Source organism: Myxococcus sp. SDU36 (assembly GCF_030168875.1).
In the GTDB taxonomy this organism is placed as follows: Bacteria; Myxococcota; Myxococcia; order Myxococcales; family Myxococcaceae; genus Myxococcus; species Myxococcus vastator.
The window spans coordinates 2,388,548-2,405,751 of sequence record NZ_CP077414.1 but is presented as its reverse complement, the minus strand read 5'-3'; the positions used below and the strand labels follow the sequence as shown (position 1 = coordinate 2,405,751).

Here is a 17,204-nt window from a genome sequence, read left to right as displayed (position 1 = left end):
CCGCAGAGGAAGAAAAAGACCGTAGCGCACCCTCGCGTCGCGCGCGAGTTCACACACCGCGACGTTTGCCGCTCCCCGGGAATGCGGACCCGGGCTCCCTGCTTCCCCAGGAAGGGGCCGTGGCGCTCCCAGTGCCCGCCCGGTGGCCAGCAGCGCGTGCCCCAGCCGACAATGGCGGCCGGGGTGCTGGACATTGGTGGCCCGGGCGGAAAACGTGGTGTTGGTGGTGGATGACTGACCAGAGGAGAGTCAACTTGGACGCGAAGGGTTATCTGCAGGAAGTGGGCGCGCAGGTGAACGCCGACTTCGTCAAGAACCGGTCGATTCTCTCCTTCGAGGAGTATCTCTCCCTCTTCTTCAGCGACCCGAAGGGCCAGGCCCGCAACGCGGCGCAGTACCTGCGGGACGTGATGGACCACTTCGGCACCACCCCGGTGCCGCACCCCACCGGCAGCATCCGGCGCTTCCACGTCTTCGACGCGCCCGGCGGCGACCGGGACGACCGGGTGGCGGGCCAGGAGGAGGTGCAGAACGCCATCTACCGGTTGCTCGGCAACTTCGTGCGGGCTGGCCGCATCAACAAGCTCATCCTCCTGCACGGGCCCAATGGCAGCGCCAAGTCCACGCTCGTCAACGCCCTGAAGGAGGGCATGGAGGCGTACTCCCGGCAGCCCCAGGGGGCGCTCTACCGGCTGGCCTGGGTGTTCCCGTCGGAGAAGCTCATCAAGGGCTCCATTGGCTTCGGGGAGCGGGACACCGTCGGTGGGGAGATGACCACCTTCGCGCACCTGGAGGCGGAGTCCATTGACCTGCGCATGCCGTGCGAGCTGAGGGATCACCCGCTCTTCGCCGTCCCGCCCGGCGAGCGGCGCAAGCTGCTGGAGACCGCCCTCAAGAAGAAGGGCCTGGGCAACGGGGACGGGGAGAGCGGCGACTTCATCCTGTCCGACTACGTGCGGGACGGCGAGCTGTGCTCCAAGTGCCGCCGCATCTACACCGCGCTGCTCAGCTCCTATGGCGGGGACTGGCTGAAGGTGATGCGCCACGTCCAGGTGGAGCGCTTCTACGTGTCGCGCCGCTACCAGGTGGGCACCGTGACGGTGGAGCCGCAGATGAGCGTGGACGCCGTCGTCCAGCAGCTCACCGCGGACCGCACCCAGCTCAACGTGCCCGCGCCGCTGCACAGCACGGTGCTCTTCGAGCCGCACGGCCCCCTGGTCCACGCCAACCGAGGCCTCATCGAGTACGCGGACCTGCTCAAGCGGCCCCTGGAGGCCTTCAAGTACCTGCTGGGCTTCAGCGAGACGGGCGAGGTGCCGCTGGAGCCCTTCGTCCTCCAGCTGGACGAGGTGCTCATCGCGTCCGCCAACGAGAAGCACCTCAACGCCTTCAAGGAGCTGCCGGACTTCGCGTCGTTCAAGGGCCGCATCGAGCTGGTGCGCGTGCCCTACCTGCGCCGCTACCGCACCGAGCAGCAGATCTACGACGCGCAGATCACCTCCACCACCGTGGGCAAGCACGTGGCGCCCCACGCCACGGCGCTGGCGGCCATGTGGGCGGTGCTCACCCGGCTGAAGAAGCCCATCCCGGAGCGCTACCCACAGGACGTGAAGGACCTCATCGACCAGGTGACGCCGGTGGAGAAGCTGCACCTCTACGAGGAGGGCGCGCCGCCGGACCGGCTGAGCCTGGCCAACACCAAGGAGCTGCGCAAGCTGCGCGAGGAGCTGTTCACGGAGTCGGACGCGTACCCCAACTACGAGGGGCGCTCGGGCGCCAGCGCGCGCGAAATCAAGACGGCGCTCTTCAACGCCGCGCAGAACGCCGACTACAAGTGCCTCAACGCGCTGGCGGTGCTGGAAGAGCTGTCCGCCATCTGCAAGGACAAGAGCGTCTACGAGTTCCTCTTGCAGGAGGTGGTGGACGGCTACCACGACCATGACGCCTTCGTGCGGCTGGCGGAGGCGGAGTACCTGGACCGGGTGGACTCGGAGGTGCGCGAGTCCATGGGCCTGGTGTCGGAGGGGCAGTACCGCGAGCTGGTGGAGCGCTACATCCAGACCATCAGCCACTGGGTGCGCGGGGAGAAGATGCGCAACCGCGTCACCGGGGGGATGGAGGCGCCGGAGGAGCAGCGCATGGTGGAGGTGGAGGCCATCATCATGCCGCGCGGCGAGGACGCCACCGACTTCCGCCGGGGGCTCATCGCCTCCATCGGCGCGCACCGGCTGGACAACCCGGACGCGGACATGGACTACAGCCGCATCTTCCCGGACATGTTCAAGCGCCTGAGGGATCACTACTTCGAGGAGCGCAAGCGGGTGCTGCGCAAGAACAAGGAGAACGTCCTCAAGTACCTGTCCGAGGACCGCAACCAGCTCACCGCGCGCGAGCAGACGCAGGTGCAGAGCACGCTGAAGAGCATGGTGGAGCGCTACGGCTACTGCGAGGCGTGCGCGAAGGACGCCATCCTCTTCCTGATGAAGAAGCGCTACGCGTGACGGGGCAGGCGTCCGGGGCCCGCCTGGACGCCTGCTTTCAAAGCCGGAAAGGGCTCGGGATGATGGGAGCTGCCAGGGAGTTGTACTGGCTGCATCCGTTTTCCCCCCCAGACCGGAGAGTCGATGACCCGCTTCCTCCTGGGCGCCCCCGCCCTGCTCGCCCTCGTGTCGTGCGCTGGTGCCCCGTCTCAGCCGGCCGCCGTCACCCCCGCGCCCCACGTGGCGCCCGTCGTCGAGCGGGCCCTCGCGGTGCCGGACGCGCCGCGGCTGACGCGCAAGGAGCAGGTGCGGCGCATCCTCCCCTACAACGTGCGGCTGCAGCTGTCCTCGAAGGGCAGGGTGCGGAGCACGGCGTCGGGCGTGGTGGTGGGCGCCGAGCGGGATGCGGACGGCGCCACGGTCGCCTGGGTGGTCACCAACGCGCACGCGGTGGCCATGGATGGGATGGAGGCGCCGGAGTTGCGCGTGCTGGTGGACCGCCGCGCGGAGTCGCTGGAGCACCGGGGCGAGGTGGTGGCCATGGGCCAGGTGCCTGACCTGGACCTCGCGCTGGTGCGCGTGCCGGGGCTGGACCTGCCCGCGGTGGAGCTGGCGGACGACGCGGAGCTGGAGCTGGGCGAGGACGTGGTGGTGGCCGCCTCGCCGTTCGGCCGCGCGCTGTCGCTGTCCGGCGGCATGCTGTCCCAGGTCGAATGGGACAAGGCGTCGCAGCGCCCGAAGATGGTGAAGACGGACGCCCCCATCGGCTATGGCGCGTCGGGTGGCGGCATCTTCAGCCTGGCGACGGGCCGGCTGCTGGCCATCGTGGAGGGGTACCGCACCGCGAAGGTGGACTTCGAGGTGCAGGAGGAGAACTACAGCTTCGACGTGCCCATGCCCGGAGAGACGTTCGCGGCGCCCAGCGCGAAGGTGCGCCACTTCCTCCAGGCCAAGGGCTTTGGCCGGCTGCTGGCGCGCAAGCCCCTGACGGAGGGTGGCGTCGCACACGCCGCCGGGCGTTAGTCCCTTCGCGCGGTGTCCCGGTCCGCCGGGCTTGCCTGGCTGGAATCTCGACACCGCGCGAGAGCGGGGTACATCCGCCCGACGGGAGGTGTGGGATGGCCGGACGTGTCTCGTGGGATCAGTACTTCATGGACATCGCGACGCAGGTGGCCTCGCGCGCCACGTGTGATCGGAAGCACGTGGGCGCCGTCATCGTTCGGGGCAGGACCATCCTGTCCACCGGCTACAACGGCGCCATCCGCGGGCTGCCGCACTGTGATGACGTGGGCCACATGATGGAGAACGGCCACTGCGTGGCCACCGTCCACGCGGAGGCCAACGCCATCATCCAGGCGGCCACCAACGGCGTCAGCATTGAAGGGGCGACCATCTACACCACCGCCTCGCCGTGCTGGCCGTGCTTCAAGCTGATCGCCAACGGGGGCCTGGTGCGCATCGTGTTCGGCGAGTTCTACCGGGACCCGCGCATCTTCGAGTACGCGGCCCGGCTGAAGCTGGACCTGGTGGGTCTGGGCGAGGCCGCCCGGCCTCCCGCCTCGGGTACCTGATCACCCTGCACGGCGGGGCAGGAGCGGCCGCTGCGCGCGGCGCGCGCGCGCCTCAATCGTCACCTGGAAGACACTCATGGTTGGACGTAAGTCCGCGCCGTGCATGGGGAATTCGCCGCTTCCGGCAAGAATTACCGACCCAGGGTTGACGATGTTGGAGCGGCTCCCTAACTCTTGGCTCGGCTGGGTGGCGGCGGGGGTGGAGCAGGGAAAATCCCGAGGAGTTCCAGTTGGTTACATCGACAGCAATGTCAAATAGTGCACCCTCTGAGGAGGACGCGCAGCAGCCCGTGGTGGGCGCGGCCAGGTACCTGGCCGTCCCCACGCTCATGGACAGCCTGCTGCACGACGTCCGCAATCCGTTGAACGCGCTGGCCATCCACCTGGAGGTCCTGGCGGAGAAGCTGAAGGCGGAGACCGGGAGCGTGCCGCCGTCGCAGGAGAAGAACCTCAAGGCCATGCGCGATCAAATCCAGCGCGTGGACGGCATCCTGAAGCTGTTCAACGACTTCGTCGTCTTCCGCGGCGGCGCGCCGGGCGTGGCGGACCTGACGGAGGTCACCACGCGGGCGCTGGGCGTGCTGGGGCACGAGGGCCGCAAGCGCCGCGTCCAGGTCCAGGCGGCGGTGGAGGCGGGCGTCCAGGTCCACCTGGGGGACACGTCGGAGCTGGGCTTCCTCCTCATCCAGACGCTGCTGCGCGCCTTCCACCGGGCGGAGAATGGCGGCTCGATCCGCGTCACGGTGCGCGGGGACGAGAAGAGCGCGGTGCTGGAGGTCGAGGACTCGGCCGGCGCCTGCCCCGAGCCCCTGCCCGATGCCGTGGCCGCGCTGCAGCTGCGCTGTTCAGAACTGGGCGTCGACCTGTACGTCCGGGCGGGGGTTTGCCGCCTGGGTTTCTCCCGCGCCTGAGTGTCACAGCCAGACGGGCCGGATCTTGATTTCGAGTCACGACAACTTCGCGTCACGACGCAGTACGGGAGGTCTTCACTTGGGCAGCGCACGAATCCTGGCCGTGGATGACGAACGCGACACCTGTGAGGCGCTGGCGGACATGCTCAGCGCATGGGGACACAAGGTCGAGATCGCCTTCGACGGGCATGACGCCCTCCGCAAGGCAAACGAATTCCGGCCGGACGTGGTCCTGTCGGACCTGGCCATGCCGGAGACGGATGGGCTCTGGTTGCTGCGCAACCTGAAGGAGGAGCTGCCGGACTGCCCGGTGGTCTTCCTGACGGGGCGGGGCACCATCGACGCCGCGGTGGAGTCCATCCGAGAGGGCGCCTACGACTTCATCGTCAAGCCGCTGGACACCGCGCGGCTCAAGGTCTGCATCGACCGGGCGCTGGAGAAGAAGGAGACGATGCGCGAGGTGCAGACGCTGCGGCGGCGGCTGAAGCAGCTCGGCTCGTCGGACCTGATTGCCCAGTCCGCGGGCATGCGCAAGGTCATCGAGCTGGTGGAGAAGGTGGCGCCTTCCAAGGCCAGCGTGTCCATCAGCGGCGAGTCCGGCACGGGCAAGGAGGTGGTGTCCCGCGCGGTGCACAACCTGTCGCTGCGCCGCGACAAGCCCTTCATCGCCATCAACTGTGCGTCCATCCCGGCCACGCTGATTGAGTCCGAGCTGTTCGGCCACGAGCGCGGCGCCTTCACCGGCGCGGATCAGCGGCGGCCCGGCGTGTTCGAGATGGCCCACGGCGGCACGCTCTTCCTGGACGAACTGGGTGAGATTCCCATCGAGCTGCAGGCCAAGCTCCTGCGCGTGCTGGAAGAGGGCAGGCTGCGCCGGCTGGGCGGCAAGGTGGAGATCGAGGTGGACGTGCGCGTGCTGTGCGCCACCAACCGCGACCTCAAGCAGGAAATAAAGAACGGGCGCTTCCGCGAGGACCTCTACTTCCGCCTCAACGTCTTCCAGATCCACCTGCCGCCCCTGCGCGAGCGCCGCGACGACGTCCCCATCCTGGTGCAGCACTTCGTGGAAAAGTTCCGCGGCGACTCCGGCAAGCGCGTCAGCGGCGTGCACCCGGAGGCCATGGAGGTCCTGAAGAACTATGAATGGCCCGGCAACATCCGCGAGCTGCGCAACGCGGTGGAGCGCGCCGTCATCCTGTGCGACGGGGACCTCATCACCCGCGAGCACCTGCCGCCCGACATGGCCGGCAAGAGCCCGGAGCGCCACACCTTCCGGCTGCCCTTCGGGCTGAGCCTGGACGCGGTGGAGCGCGAGTACATCCTGGGCAGCCTCCAGCGGAACGGGAACAACAAGGCCCGCACCGCCGAGGTGCTGGGGGTGAGCGAGAAGACGCTCTACAACAAGCTCAACCGCTACGCGGCCGAGGCCCGCGCGCAGCAGGCGCCCGGCGGTGGCGGCCCCCTGGGCGGGCAGGGCAGCGACGGCGGGATGGGTGCCATGGGCACCAACTCGTTCGTCATCCGCTGACCTCATGGGTAGGAAATCCCCTTCGGATTCCGGGCCCTTGGCCTGGCTCGGCGAGGACGCCCGCCCAGGCGGCGACCCCGCCGCGAAACCCCCGTCAATTCTTGACTTTTGACCTCCGGGCGGGGGATTCTTGGGGGGTCTCCCACCCACAGGGAGTGCCCGGCCGTACATGTTCCACGCCTCGGGCAACTCCAGCGGCGCCAACGATTCGGGCGCCCCGGAGTGTGCATCGGGTGCCGCGGGGGGGCACAAGGAAGGCCACAACGCAATGAGCGACGCGCGAGTACTTCACTTCTTCGGCGGCAAAGGCGGGGTAGGCAAGACTACGCTCGCGGCGGCATATGCGTTGAGGCTGTTGGAGGAGGCGCCCAAGGAACGGGTGCTGCTCGTGTCGTTGGACCCGGTCCGCTCCCTGTCGGACCTGGTGAAGAAGAAGCTCCCGGCCAAGGCGACGAAGCTGCTCCCTGGCAAGGGAGAGGGCGGCGTGTACGGCCTGGAAGTGGAGCCGGCGGCGCTGATGAAGCCCTTCCTGGCGTCCTATCTGCCGGCGCTGGCGAAGGCCGCCGCGAAGGGCACGCACGTGTCGGAGGACGACATGGGCAAGCTGTATCAGCAGGCCGTGCCGGGGCTGGAGGAGCTGGTGGCGCTCTTCCACGTGGTGGAGCTGCTGGAGGGCGAGGCGTTCGACCGCATCGTGGTGGACGCCGCGCCGACCAGCCACACCCTGCGGCTGTTCGACCTGCCGACGAGCCTGCGCAAGTTCCTGGGCCTGGTGAAGGCCGGTGGGGACAAGACGGAGGCGCCGGCGAAGAAGGGCAAGAAGGCGGCGGCCGCCGCCGAGGCGCCCGGCGTCCTGGAGCAGGTGGGGCAGAAGGCGGAGAAGCTGCTGGCGCTGCTGAAGGACCCGGCGCGCACGGCCTTCCACCTGGTGGCGCTGGCGGAGCCGGTGCCCGAGGCGCAGACGCGCATGCTCTTCACCCAGCTTCGCGAGCGCGGGCTGCCGGTGACGGAGATCGTCGTCAACCAGATCGAGGACAAGGACGGCTGTCCCGCGTGCCAGGGGCGCCGCGGCCTGCAGGCCCCCCACGTCCGCAAGTTCCAGGCGCTGGACAAGCTGGTGCCGGTGCACCTGCTGGGTCGGCGTGAGGTGGCGCCGCGCGGGCTGGAGGGCCTGGCGCTGCTCGCCAAGGCATGGGCCGGCGGCAAGGAGACCAAGGCGCTGGAGTTCTCCGCGGCCGAGGGGCCTCCGGCGCTGGTGCGCGCGCCGTCCATGCCGCCCATCGCCGCGCCGCCGCTGCCGCCCACGCGGCTCATCTTCTTCGTGGGGCAGGGCGGGGTGGGCAAGAGCTCCTGCGCCGCGGCCGCCGCGGTGACGCTGACGGAGAAGGAGGGGCCGGTGCTCCTCATCTCCACGGATCCGGCGCACTCGCTGTCGGACGTGCTGCAGAGCCGCCTGACGGACACGGAGACGCAGGTGAAGGGCACCAAGGGCCTGTACGCGCGCGAGCTGGACATCGCCGGCTGGTTCAATGCCCTGCGCAAGCGGGTGAAGGAGAAGGCGGAGAAGGCCTTCGAGGGCGCGCCCCGTTCTGGCAGCGAGGTGCCCGCGGATCTGCTCTACCTGCGCAACCTGCTGGAGTGCGCGCCGCCGGGCATCGACGAACTGGCCGCGCTGTCCTGCCTGACGGACGCGCTGGTGCAGGAGCGGTTCAAGCGCATCGTGGTGGACTCGTCGCCGGTGGTGACGTCGGTGCGCGTGGTGGAGCTGGCGGAGACGGCCAAGACGTGGCTGGGCGCGCTGCACGGGGTGCTCACCAAGCACCGCGCCAAGGGCCTGGGCGAGCTGGCGGATGACATCGCCGGGATGATCAAGCACGTGAAGCGCTTCGAGGACGCGCTGGCCTCCCCGAGCGAGGCGCGCTTCGTGGTCGTCACGCGCGGCGAGGAGCTGGCCGCGGCCCGCACCGAGCGGCTGGTGGAGTACCTCAAGGAGAAGAAGCTCCCCGTGGAGCGGGTGCTCGTCAACCGCGTGGGCCCCAAGTCCACCTGCGAGAAGTGCGAGAACCGGCGCAAGCTGGAGCTCAACGCGGCGAAGGCCATTGAGAAGAAGCTGGGCCTGCCCGTCACCATGGCGCCGGCCCTGGGCCGTCACCCCGCGGGGCTGCGCGAGCTGAAGGCCTTCCGCACCGCGTGGTACGCGCTGTCGCCGCCGGCCGCGAAGATCAAGGCGGCCTGAGGTCCAGGTTCGTCGTGGAGCGGGTCCCTGGGGGCCCGCCGGGCTTCATTCCGCCCGGCGGGAGCGTCCCGGCCGTTCCGCGGCAGTAGAGGGGGCCGCCGCCACATCCGCCTCACGCCCTGATTCCACCCCGAAGAATCATCCCTTCCCACCTGCCCCCATGCGCACCATGACGACGCGCATCATGGGTGCCAAGGGGGTTGCGCGGGCCGTATCTGAAAGCGAGCGTGTGCCGCCGCGGGACTGATGGCTGGAAGGCACGGAGGCCCCGCGGGGCTCAGGCCTCGCATTCCGAAGGTGCGTCAGTGAACGTCTCCAGGCCGGGGAAGGTGAGGGCGCCCGTCTCCGTCAGCGTGCCTTCCAGCGGCGCCCGCCCCTTCAACCGAAGCGCTACCTGCCTGCCGCGGACCGTGTAGCGGCCTCGCACTTCTTTCTGGCGGGGCGTTCCCTCCGGGTCGACCTCCTTCGTCCACAGGGTGGCCTTGCCGGACGGGCCGAAGCGCAGCCCCTGGGTGGTGCCGTAGACGCCCACGCCCGGGCCGAACCAGGAGACCTCGCGCAGCAGCACGGGGACATCCGCCTCCCGCGCCGGGCTGCGGCCCAGCAGCTTCTGCCAGCCCAGGGTGTCCCGGATGGGGGTGAAGTCCGCGTCCTCCTTCGCGCGGGTGAGGCGCCGGGCATCCAGCTTCACCGCCTGGGTGAGGTGCTCGACGATGACGTCCCGGTGGGCGCTGTACTCGCAGACCTTCCCCTGCTTGCGGAGCACCCCCAGGGTGGCGGCCAGGTTGTAGTGCGCCAGCGCATAGTCCGGGGACTCCCGGGCGGACGCCTGGAAGCGCTCCAGGGCCTCTGGGTAGCGCCCCGCCTGGTACAGCCGGAAGCCCTGGGTGTTCAGTCCCCGGGCATGGGGGGTGGACGCGGCGCCCGCGAGGGCCAGGAGCAACAGGGGCAGGGCGGCCGGGTGCATGGGCCTCCAGAGTGGGGTGCGTAACCGCTTGCGCGTTGAAAGCCGCCTTACCCTGGTGCTAGTCCCGCGCCATGGCAACCGGTACCAGCTATGTGCTCGAGTTCGAGCGCCCCCTGATTGAGCTGGAAAAGAAGATCGACGAGCTCAAGGTCCTCTCCACCAGCGGCACGGTGGATTTCTCCTCGGAGATCTCCAAGCTCGAGAAGAAGGCGAAGAAGCTCCAGACGGAGATCTTCAGCGACCTGTCTCGGTGGCAGGTGGTGCAGATGTCCCGGCACCCGAACCGCCCCTACTTCCTGGACTACGTCCACTACCTCTTCACCGACTTCGTCGAGCTGTGTGGTGACCGGGCCTTCGGCGAGGACCCGTCCATCGTCGGCGGCTTCGCGCGCTTCGACGGCAAGCCGGTGATGGTGATGGGCCACCAGAAGGGCCGCAACACCAAGGAGAACATGGCGCGCAACTTCGGCATGCCGCGCCCGGAGGGCTACCGCAAGGCCCGCCGCCTCATGGAGCTGGCCGAGCGCTTCGAGAAGCCCATCCTCACCTTCGTCGACACGCCGGGCGCGTACCCGGGCATCGGCGCCGAGGAGCGGGGGCAGGCCGAGGCCATCGCCGTCAACCTGGAGGTCATGAGCCGGCTGCGCGTGCCCATCATCTCCACGGTGGTGGGCGAGGGTGGCTCGGGCGGGGCGCTGGCCATTGGCGTGGGCAACCGCGTGCTGATGCTCCAGAACAGCGTCTACTCCGTCATCTCCCCGGAGGGCTGCGCCTCCATCCTGTTCCGCGACGCCGCCAAGGCGGACAAGGCCGCGGACGCGATGCGGCTCACCGCGAAGGACCTGCTGGAGATGAAGATCATCGACGAGGCCATCGTCGAGCCCGCCGGTGGTGCCCACCGCGACCCCGCGAAGATGGCGGAGGCGCTGGGCAAGACGCTGCGCAAGCACCTGGGACAGCTCGCCGAGCTGTCACCCGATGAACTGGTTCAGGACCGGTACGCGAAGTTTCGCGCGCTCGGTGTGTTCTCCGGACGCTGAAACCTCCTATCAGGGCCTCACACCATGCGACCGCTCGTCCCCACCCACGTTGAGACGCTCAAGCCGTACGTGCCCGGCAAGCCCATTGAGGAGACCGAGCGGGAGTTCGGCCTCAAGGGCGTCATCAAGCTGGCCTCGAACGAGAACCCGCTGGGGCCCTCTCCGCGCGCCGTGGAGGCCATGCGGAACATCGCTGGCGCGGCGCACCTGTACCCCGACGCCACGTCCTTCCACCTGGTGCGCAAGCTGGCCGCGCACGTGGACGTGAAGCCGGAGCAGGTGGTGCTGGGCAGCGGCTCCAACGAACTCATCGAGCTGCTCATCCGCACCTTCACCACGCCGGAGGACGAACTCCTCCTGTGCCAGGGCTCCTTCTCCGCGTACCGCATCTCCGCGCAGGCCCACGGCCGGCCCTTCGTGGAGGTGCCCATGCGGGAGGGCTACCAGTACGACCTGGAGGCCATGGCGAAGGCCCTCACCCCGCGCACGCGGATGGTGTTCCTGGCCAACCCGGACAACCCCACGGGCACCGCGTTCAGCCGCGACGCCCTGACGCGCTTCCTGGCCGCCGTGCCGCCGGAGGTGCTGGTGGTGCACGACGAGGCCTACTTCGAGTTCGTCGAGTGGCCCGAGTACACCAGCGCCGTGCCGCTGCTCGGCGGGCACCCGAACCTGGTGGCGCTGCGCACCTTCAGCAAGATTCACGGGCTGGCGGGCGTGCGCCTGGGCTACGGCATCATGAATGCCCAGCTCGCGGCGTACCTGCACCGCACGCGCATGCCCTTCAACCTGACGGTGCTGGCCCAGGCCGCGGGGCTGGCGGCCCTGGAGGACACCGAACACGTGCGCCGCACGCGGGAGGTGAACCGCGCGGGGCTGGACTACTTCGGCGTGGAGCTGCCGAAGCTGGGCGGCACGCTCACGCACAGCCACGCCAACTTCGTGTTCGTGGACTTCGGCCGTCCGTCGGTGGCGCTGTACGAGCAGCTCTTGCGCAAGGGCATCATCGTCCGGCCCTTCGCGGGGCAGGGCTTCCCGAACCACGTGCGCATCTCGGTGGGCACGCCCGCGGAGAACGCCCGCTGCGTCCAGGTGTTGAAGGAGATTTTGACATGAGCGCCCGGCCTTTCATCGTCGCCATTGACGGCCCCGCGGGCGCCGGCAAGTCCTCGGTGTCCAAGCTGCTGGCGCGCCGGCTGGGCTTCTCGCTGGTGGACACGGGCGCCATCTACCGGTGTGTGGCGTTGATGGCCCGGCGAGAGGGCATCGCCTTCGATGACGACGCGCGCCTGGGCGAGCTGCTGGGCCGCGTGCACATCCACTTCCAGGTGGTGGGCGAGGAGAACCACGTCTTCCTGGGCGGCCAGGACGTGTCCGGAGAGATTCGCACGCCGGACATCTCCATGGCGGCGTCCCAGGTGTCCGGGCGGCCGGTGGTGCGCGCGGGCCTGCTGCAGCTCCAGCGGCGGCTGGCGCTGGAGTCGGAGAAGGGCGCCATCCTGGAGGGCCGTGACATTGGCACGGTGGTGTTTCCGGACGCGGACGCGAAGTTCTTCCTGGCGGCCAGCCCCGAGGTGCGCGCCCGGCGCCGCTACGAGGAGCTGTTCCAGAAGGGCGTGGAGAGCAGCCTGGACGCGGTGCTCGCGGACCAGACGAAGCGGGACCGCGACGACTCCGCGCGCGCCGTGGCGCCGCTGAAGGCCGCCGAGGACGCGGTTCACGTGGACTCCAGCAGCGCCCCCCTGTCGGAGGTGGTGCACGGGCTGGAGTCTGAAATCCTGCGCCGGATGGCCCCGCGCGTCGGGCCGGAGCCTAGAAGCTGACGCCTTCCTTCGTCGGCGCGGGCACCTGCAGCGGCAGCTTCAGCGCTCCGGTGCCGTCGCCGTAGAAGGCGTGGTAGAGGAACAGGTCCGCCACCACCTGCTTCACGTAGCCGCGCGTCTCCTTGAAGGGGATGGTCTCCACGAAGAGGTCCAGCGGCAGCGAGCCCCGCTCCTGGATCCACTTCGCCGCCGAGCCCGGGCCCGCGTTGTACGCGGCCGCCGCGAGCACCGGGTGCGCGAAGCGCTCCATCAGCCGGGACAGGTACCAGGCGCCGTAGCGGATGTTCCGCTCGGGGGAGAAGAGGTCCGCGGGCGCGGGGGCGGGCTCGGTCAGCTCCTCCGCGATGGCGTTCGCCGTCTTGGGGATGATCTGCATCAGCCCGCGCGCGTCGGCCAGGCTCATCACCTCCGGCCGGAACGCACTCTCCCGCCGCATGATGGCCCACACCAGATAGGGGTCCACCTGGTGCCGCGTCGCCGCGCTCTCCACCGCGGTGGCGAAGGCACGAGGATAGAACGGCGCCAGGGCCTCCGGAGCGCGCGCGCCGAAGGCCCGGCCCCACAGGTGGCGCGCCGCCACCGTGTAGGCGTGGCCGTACTCGCTCAGTCCCAGCAGCGCGTGCGCGAAGGGCAGGGCCTGGTCCGCCGAGCGCAGCCGCGCCGCGTGGGCTTCCACCTCGTCCGCCGCGTCGCGGAACAAGCCCGCGCGCGTCAGCTCCACCGCCAGCTCCAGTTCGGGCGGGCGGGGCAGCTTCAGCACCTGCGGCGGCTGTGGGAAGTGCGCGGGCGCCTTCAGGCTCAGCGCCTTGAGCCGCTCGTTGGCCATCAACGCGTAGAAGGACGCGGGCGCGGAGGTGATGACGGCCTCGTAGGCGGGGCCCAGCGCGTCCGCCTTCGCGCCTTCCAGCTCGCGGCTGCGCGCCATCCAGTAGCGCGCCTGCGGCCCCATGTTGCTCCTGGGATAGGCGGCCAGGAACGCCTCCAGCGCGGCGCGGGCCTTCGCGTACTCCTCCTGCCGCAGGTGGGCCAGCGCGCGGAACCACATGCCCTCGTCGCGCCGGCGTGAGCGCGGATAACGCGTCTCGAAAGCCGTGAAGGCCTGCACCGCGTCCGCGAAGCGTCCGGCCTGCAAATCCAGCCAGCCCGCGAAGAAGGCGCCTTCATCACCCGCGGGCTGCGAGGGGTACTTCGTGTCCAGGCCCGCCATCAGCGTTCGGGCCTTGGCGTTGTCGTCCGACCGGAGCGCGCGCCGCGCCACCAGCAGGTCCGCCTGCGCGGCGACGGTGGCGGGGCCCTTGCGCGCCAGCGCGAGCGCCTTCTCCGCATCCTCCGTCCGCCCCAGCGCGAACCAGGCCTTCGCGCGCAGCAGCGCCACGCGGGCCGCCTGGGCCTTGTCGAGCTTCACCTTGTCCAGCGTCGCCAGCTCGTCGAGCCCGCGCTGCGCCGCGCCCGCGCCCAGGAAGCGGTCGGCGCGGGTGGTGCGCTCGGTGTAGCCCAGCTTCACTGGAGGTGTGCTGCCCTCCGTCAGCCACGCCATGGCCTCGTCGCCGTAGGGGTGGGTGGGGAAGCGCAGCGCCACCGTCAGCATGTCGGCGCGCTGCCCGGCGCGGTTGCCGGAGCCGCCTCGCGCCAGGGCCCGCTGATAGAGCAGCTCCACGGTGGGCGACGCCTTGGCCGCGTCCTCCAGCACCCGGGCCGCGTCCTTCGGCTTGCCTGCCTTGAGCAGCGATTCGCCCAGCCGCGCGCGGGCGCGGGCCGCGAGCTCCGCGGGCGCCCTGGCTTCCAGCACGCGCGCGAAGTCCTCCGCCGCCCCCGCGGCGTCCCCGGCGTAGAAGCGGGCCTGGCCCAGGTAGAAGGCGTGGTACGGCGCCAGCAGTGGTGGGGCGGGCCAGGCGGCCAGCAGCTCCCTTGCCTCGGCGGCCTGGCCATCAGAGAGGGCGAGCGTCCCCGCGAGCAGCGCCAGCCGCCCCGCGTCGTCGCACTTCTTCGCGGCGCAGGTCGTCAGCTCCGCGCGCGCCAGGGCCGCCGCATCCGGCTTGTGGAGGCGGACGGCCTCCAGCGCGGTGGGGGATTGTCCCAGCGACATCCCCGCAACCACCCCCACGACCCACCCACTCAAACTCATGTGGTCTTCCTTTCACGACGCGGCTTTGCGGCCTGCCAACGAGACGCACACACCGATCATTCCCCTTGCCCTGGAGGGAGGGTGGTTTGACAGCGGGCGCGACAAGTCCTAGATCCGCGCGGTGTCGGGCCAGTCCTGACTGTTCAGCACCCGATGTCATTCGCTGAAAGCGTCCAGGCGATTACGTGCACTTGGGTAGGAACAGCCGACCCATTGCGTCACCCGGAGTGAATCACTACCTTGCGCCGCCGCTCAGCGCCACTCCGGTCCGTCGTCGCATGGCGGGTCCAGTCGTTGTCGTCAGGTAGCACTGCTCGTTCACAGCGCTCGGGGGGGAAACAGTTCAGAGGGAGGGCTTCATGAAGCCGTGTCCAGCCGATCTGCCACAAACCATCAACCCCGAAGCCGGGCCGAAGCGTGCCGGCGTCGAGACCCACCGCAACCTCAACTGTCATCAGTATGACAACTGCCTGGATGAAGCCGTCCGGCGGGGTTGGCAGTCGTTCACCTGCATGAAGTGCCCCATGTATCAGCAGGTGGCGCCGCCGCAGATGGGGCTCGAGGCCTACGCCACGCAGCGCCGGCCTGTCTGAGCGGGGTTCCTGGCGTTGACGCCCCTGGCCACACCCACCGGGGGCACCCCGCACGGCGTCTCCGTGCGGGACCTCAGGGGACGGCCGCGTAGATGACAGCCACCCAGTATTGATTCGTGCCGAAGCGGCGGGAGTCTCCCCGCACCACGCCCACGCCCACGCGGTTGTTCGTGGCGTCGGCCAGGCTGCGGGACTCCGGAATCGCCGTGGGGTCCGACACCACGAAGAAGTCCACGGACGCCGTTCCCGCGTCGGGCAGCAGCTCGAAGACGCGGTCGTGCACCGGGGCTTCACCGGGCTGGGCAGAGGGCTGGTCCAGCTCCAGCGCGCGCGTGGCGTGGGCGCGGGCCAGTGTCTCGAGCGCGGCGTTGCGCGTCAGGGGCGGCAGCTTGCGGGTGGCGCGCAGCCGGCTCAGCGCGTCGTAGGCATCCTGCCGCGGGTCCGCCAGCTCCGGCGAAGCGGGTGGGGCGACGGTGAAGACCTCGGTGAGGACGGCCTCCTTGCGCCCGTTCACCGTGTGGAACGCCACGCCCACGCCCATGAAGCGGAAGCCCGGGTCCAGTACGTTGCGCCGGTGGCCAGGGCTGTGCTCGATACCGAAGTGGGCCGCCAGCGGCCCCGCGGCCAGACCCAGGTTCTCACCCGCGCGCACATAGCGTGCGCCCGCCGGCAGGCGCGTCGTCAGCGTGGACCCGTCCGGGGCGATGTGGGCGAAGAAGCCCTCCTTCGACATGCGCGCGCTGTAGTCCAGGGCCACCTGCTCCAGCACGGCGTCGGGGGACAGCTCGGGCAACGCGTGGGCGCGGCGGAGGGCGTTGATGCGCGCGTAGACGGCCCGGCGGGCGTCCTCCAGCGTGGTGGGCTCGGCGGTGTCCTCGATGGCGGCGTGCTTGCGGGGTTCGCCCAGGTCCACCAGGAAGAGCGCCGCCACCTCCGGCCCGCCGTCCGCGCGTCCCACCACCTCCACCGTGTACGTGCCCGGCGTGGCGAAGGCGAGCCGGCTGCAGAAGCCGCCCCGCGCGCCCCGGCTCTGGACGGGCATGAGCTTCACTCCGCCGTTCGGCTGGGTGACGTACACCTCTGCCCGCCGCAGCGGTGGGACCAGGGCGCCGCAGAGCGTCATGGCCGAGCGCTTGTCCTGGGCGATGAGGCGCGGGAAGTCCTGGAGCTCCGCCTTGCGGTCCACCAGCAGCAGGACGAGCGCCGCGCGCTTGCCGAGGACGGACACGCCCACGCCGAAGTGCGAGGCGCGCTCGCTGTTGAAGTCGTCGCGGTCGAGGAAGGTCTCGATGGCGTGCCGTGGCACCCACGCCCGGATGACCAGCGCCCGAGGGGAGGGATCCGCCGCGCCCGCGTCGCTGACGGCGGAGGTGAGGGTGAAGAGGCCCGGCGCGCCGGTGGTGTATTCGGTGAGGGCCTCGTGCGCCAGGCGCCGCGCGGCGGTGGTCAGCTTCGGGTCCTCCACCGGGACGCGCCGCCCCACGCGCTCGAATTCGCGGCTGACGTGCTGGGCGGCGCTGCGTTCCATGCCGGACGACGACGGCGGAGGCGCGGCGGCCAGGAAGGCGCCGAGCGCCAACAGGGCCAGCATCATCGACGCGCCACCTGGAACGTGAAGGAGAGGGCCGTCACTGTGCCGGGGCCGAGCCGCGCGTTGAGCTGCTCGCACAGCGAGGCCGCTTCGGACTCCAGCGACTGGGCCCACTGGGCGCCCGTCACCGCCACCACCAGGGTGGTGCCATGCAGGGCCTGGGGGGTGGTGTGGCGCGCGAGGTGCGGACCGACCACCGCCGCCCACACCGGCGCCAGCGCGTGGCCCTTGCCGGACTCTCCCGCCAGGCGTGCCAGGACGCGGGGAAGGAGACTTTCCAGGGACTTGGGTTCACCACGGGCCATCAGGGGGGCGATCATCGATCCGTTACCCCCGAAA

At 70.2% G+C, this 17,204-nt stretch carries 14 protein-coding genes; 10 read left to right on the top strand and 4 right to left on the bottom strand.

The window, feature by feature from the left end:
* Positions 1 to 254 precede the first annotated feature (254 nt).
* The 6 genes from KGD87_RS09310 (at position 255) to KGD87_RS09285 (ending at position 8,726) form a co-directional block, all read left to right on the top strand.
* Positions 255 to 2,501 (top strand): PrkA family serine protein kinase, encoded by a 2,247-nt coding sequence (locus KGD87_RS09310; RefSeq protein WP_284667110.1) that lies wholly within the window; start codon positions 255 to 257, stop codon positions 2,499 to 2,501.
* 123 nt (positions 2,502 to 2,624) lie between these two features.
* Positions 2,625 to 3,503: a S1 family peptidase gene (locus KGD87_RS09305; RefSeq protein ID WP_284667109.1), complete on the top strand. Its 879-nt coding sequence runs from the start codon at positions 2,625 to 2,627 to the stop codon at positions 3,501 to 3,503.
* A gap of 95 nt (positions 3,504 to 3,598) precedes the next feature.
* Positions 3,599 to 4,051, top strand: coding sequence for a deoxycytidylate deaminase (locus KGD87_RS09300; protein ID WP_163786031.1), 453 nt, complete (start codon positions 3,599 to 3,601; stop codon positions 4,049 to 4,051).
* A gap of 248 nt (positions 4,052 to 4,299) precedes the next feature.
* Positions 4,300 to 4,962, top strand: coding sequence for a sensor histidine kinase (locus KGD87_RS09295; RefSeq protein WP_284667108.1), 663 nt, complete (start codon positions 4,300 to 4,302; stop codon positions 4,960 to 4,962).
* A gap of 79 nt (positions 4,963 to 5,041) precedes the next feature.
* Positions 5,042 to 6,490 (top strand): enhancer binding protein Nla6, encoded by a 1,449-nt coding sequence (nla6, locus tag KGD87_RS09290; protein ID WP_284667107.1) that lies wholly within the window; start codon positions 5,042 to 5,044, stop codon positions 6,488 to 6,490.
* A 268-nt stretch (positions 6,491 to 6,758) separates the two neighbouring features.
* Positions 6,759 to 8,726, top strand: coding sequence for an ArsA family ATPase (locus KGD87_RS09285; RefSeq protein ID WP_284667106.1), 1,968 nt, complete (start codon positions 6,759 to 6,761; stop codon positions 8,724 to 8,726).
* A 277-nt stretch (positions 8,727 to 9,003) separates the two neighbouring features.
* Here the strand turns inward: KGD87_RS09285 and KGD87_RS09280 are convergent, their stop codons facing one another.
* The gene (locus KGD87_RS09280) at positions 9,004 to 9,693 is read right to left on the bottom strand and encodes a tetratricopeptide repeat protein (RefSeq protein ID WP_284667105.1); all 690 of its coding nucleotides are present in this window, start codon (positions 9,691 to 9,693) and stop codon (positions 9,004 to 9,006) included.
* Positions 9,694 to 9,764: 71 nt separating this feature from the next.
* Here KGD87_RS09280 and KGD87_RS09275 point away from each other — a divergent pair, with 71 nt between their 5' ends.
* Genes KGD87_RS09275 through cmk form a run of 3 tightly spaced genes read left to right on the top strand, consistent with a single transcriptional unit; the run spans position 9,765 to position 12,556 of the window.
* A complete protein-coding gene (locus KGD87_RS09275) occupies positions 9,765 to 10,733 on the top strand; it encodes an acetyl-CoA carboxylase carboxyltransferase subunit alpha (protein ID WP_176411788.1) in 969 nt (322 codons plus the stop codon).
* A gap of 24 nt (positions 10,734 to 10,757) precedes the next feature.
* Positions 10,758 to 11,849: a histidinol-phosphate transaminase gene (gene hisC / locus KGD87_RS09270; RefSeq protein ID WP_284667104.1), complete on the top strand. Its 1,092-nt coding sequence runs from the start codon at positions 10,758 to 10,760 to the stop codon at positions 11,847 to 11,849.
* Positions 11,846 to 12,556 carry a (d)CMP kinase gene (cmk, locus tag KGD87_RS09265; protein WP_284667103.1) on the top strand — a complete coding sequence of 237 codons (711 nt, stop codon included), beginning with the start codon at positions 11,846 to 11,848 and terminating at the stop codon, positions 12,554 to 12,556. Before hisC ends, cmk begins: the two co-directional genes overlap by 4 nt.
* Here the strand turns inward: cmk and KGD87_RS09260 are convergent.
* A complete protein-coding gene (locus KGD87_RS09260) occupies positions 12,546 to 14,681 on the bottom strand; it encodes a lytic transglycosylase domain-containing protein (RefSeq protein ID WP_284667101.1) in 2,136 nt (711 codons plus the stop codon). The two genes, cmk and KGD87_RS09260, sit on opposite strands and share 11 nt — an antisense overlap.
* Before the next feature lie 359 nt (positions 14,682 to 15,040).
* Here KGD87_RS09260 and KGD87_RS09255 point away from each other — a divergent pair, with 359 nt between their 5' ends.
* A complete protein-coding gene (locus KGD87_RS09255) occupies positions 15,041 to 15,274 on the top strand; it encodes a hypothetical protein (RefSeq protein ID WP_002636478.1) in 234 nt (77 codons plus the stop codon).
* Between the two features lie 73 nt (positions 15,275 to 15,347).
* Here the strand turns inward: KGD87_RS09255 and KGD87_RS09250 are convergent, their stop codons facing one another.
* On the bottom strand, positions 15,348 to 16,865 hold the full coding sequence (locus tag KGD87_RS09250; protein ID WP_284668607.1) for a CAP domain-containing protein: 1,518 nt from the start codon (positions 16,863 to 16,865) through the stop codon (positions 15,348 to 15,350).
* Positions 16,865 to 17,170, bottom strand: a complete 306-nt coding sequence (locus KGD87_RS09245) for a DciA family protein (protein WP_163784984.1) — start codon at positions 17,168 to 17,170, stop codon at positions 16,865 to 16,867. Before KGD87_RS09245 ends, KGD87_RS09250 begins: the two co-directional genes overlap by 1 nt.
* Between the last annotated feature and the right edge of the window lie 34 nt (positions 17,171 to 17,204).

Excerpts from the sequence above, each read along its gene's own strand:
- KGD87_RS09255 (WP_002636478.1), top strand. The coding sequence starts at position 15,041 with ATGAAGCCGTGTCCAGCCGATCTGCCACAAACCATCAACCCCGAAGCC.
- KGD87_RS09275 (WP_176411788.1), top strand. The coding sequence starts at position 9,765 with ATGGCAACCGGTACCAGCTATGTGCTCGAGTTCGAGCGCCCCCTGATT.
- KGD87_RS09300 (WP_163786031.1), top strand. The coding sequence starts at position 3,599 with ATGGCCGGACGTGTCTCGTGGGATCAGTACTTCATGGACATCGCGACG.
- cmk (WP_284667103.1), top strand. The coding sequence starts at position 11,846 with ATGAGCGCCCGGCCTTTCATCGTCGCCATTGACGGCCCCGCGGGCGCC.
- KGD87_RS09305 (WP_284667109.1), top strand. The coding sequence starts at position 2,625 with ATGACCCGCTTCCTCCTGGGCGCCCCCGCCCTGCTCGCCCTCGTGTCG.
- hisC (WP_284667104.1), top strand. The coding sequence starts at position 10,758 with ATGCGACCGCTCGTCCCCACCCACGTTGAGACGCTCAAGCCGTACGTG.
- KGD87_RS09260 (WP_284667101.1), bottom strand. The coding sequence starts at position 14,681 with ATGAGTTTGAGTGGGTGGGTCGTGGGGGTGGTTGCGGGGATGTCGCTG.
- KGD87_RS09280 (WP_284667105.1), bottom strand. The coding sequence starts at position 9,693 with ATGCACCCGGCCGCCCTGCCCCTGTTGCTCCTGGCCCTCGCGGGCGCC.
- KGD87_RS09245 (WP_163784984.1), bottom strand. The coding sequence starts at position 17,170 with ATGGCCCGTGGTGAACCCAAGTCCCTGGAAAGTCTCCTTCCCCGCGTC.
- KGD87_RS09250 (WP_284668607.1), bottom strand. The coding sequence starts at position 16,865 with ATGCTGGCCCTGTTGGCGCTCGGCGCCTTCCTGGCCGCCGCGCCTCCG.
- KGD87_RS09285 (WP_284667106.1), top strand. The coding sequence starts at position 6,759 with ATGAGCGACGCGCGAGTACTTCACTTCTTCGGCGGCAAAGGCGGGGTA.
- KGD87_RS09295 (WP_284667108.1), top strand. The coding sequence starts at position 4,300 with ATGTCAAATAGTGCACCCTCTGAGGAGGACGCGCAGCAGCCCGTGGTG.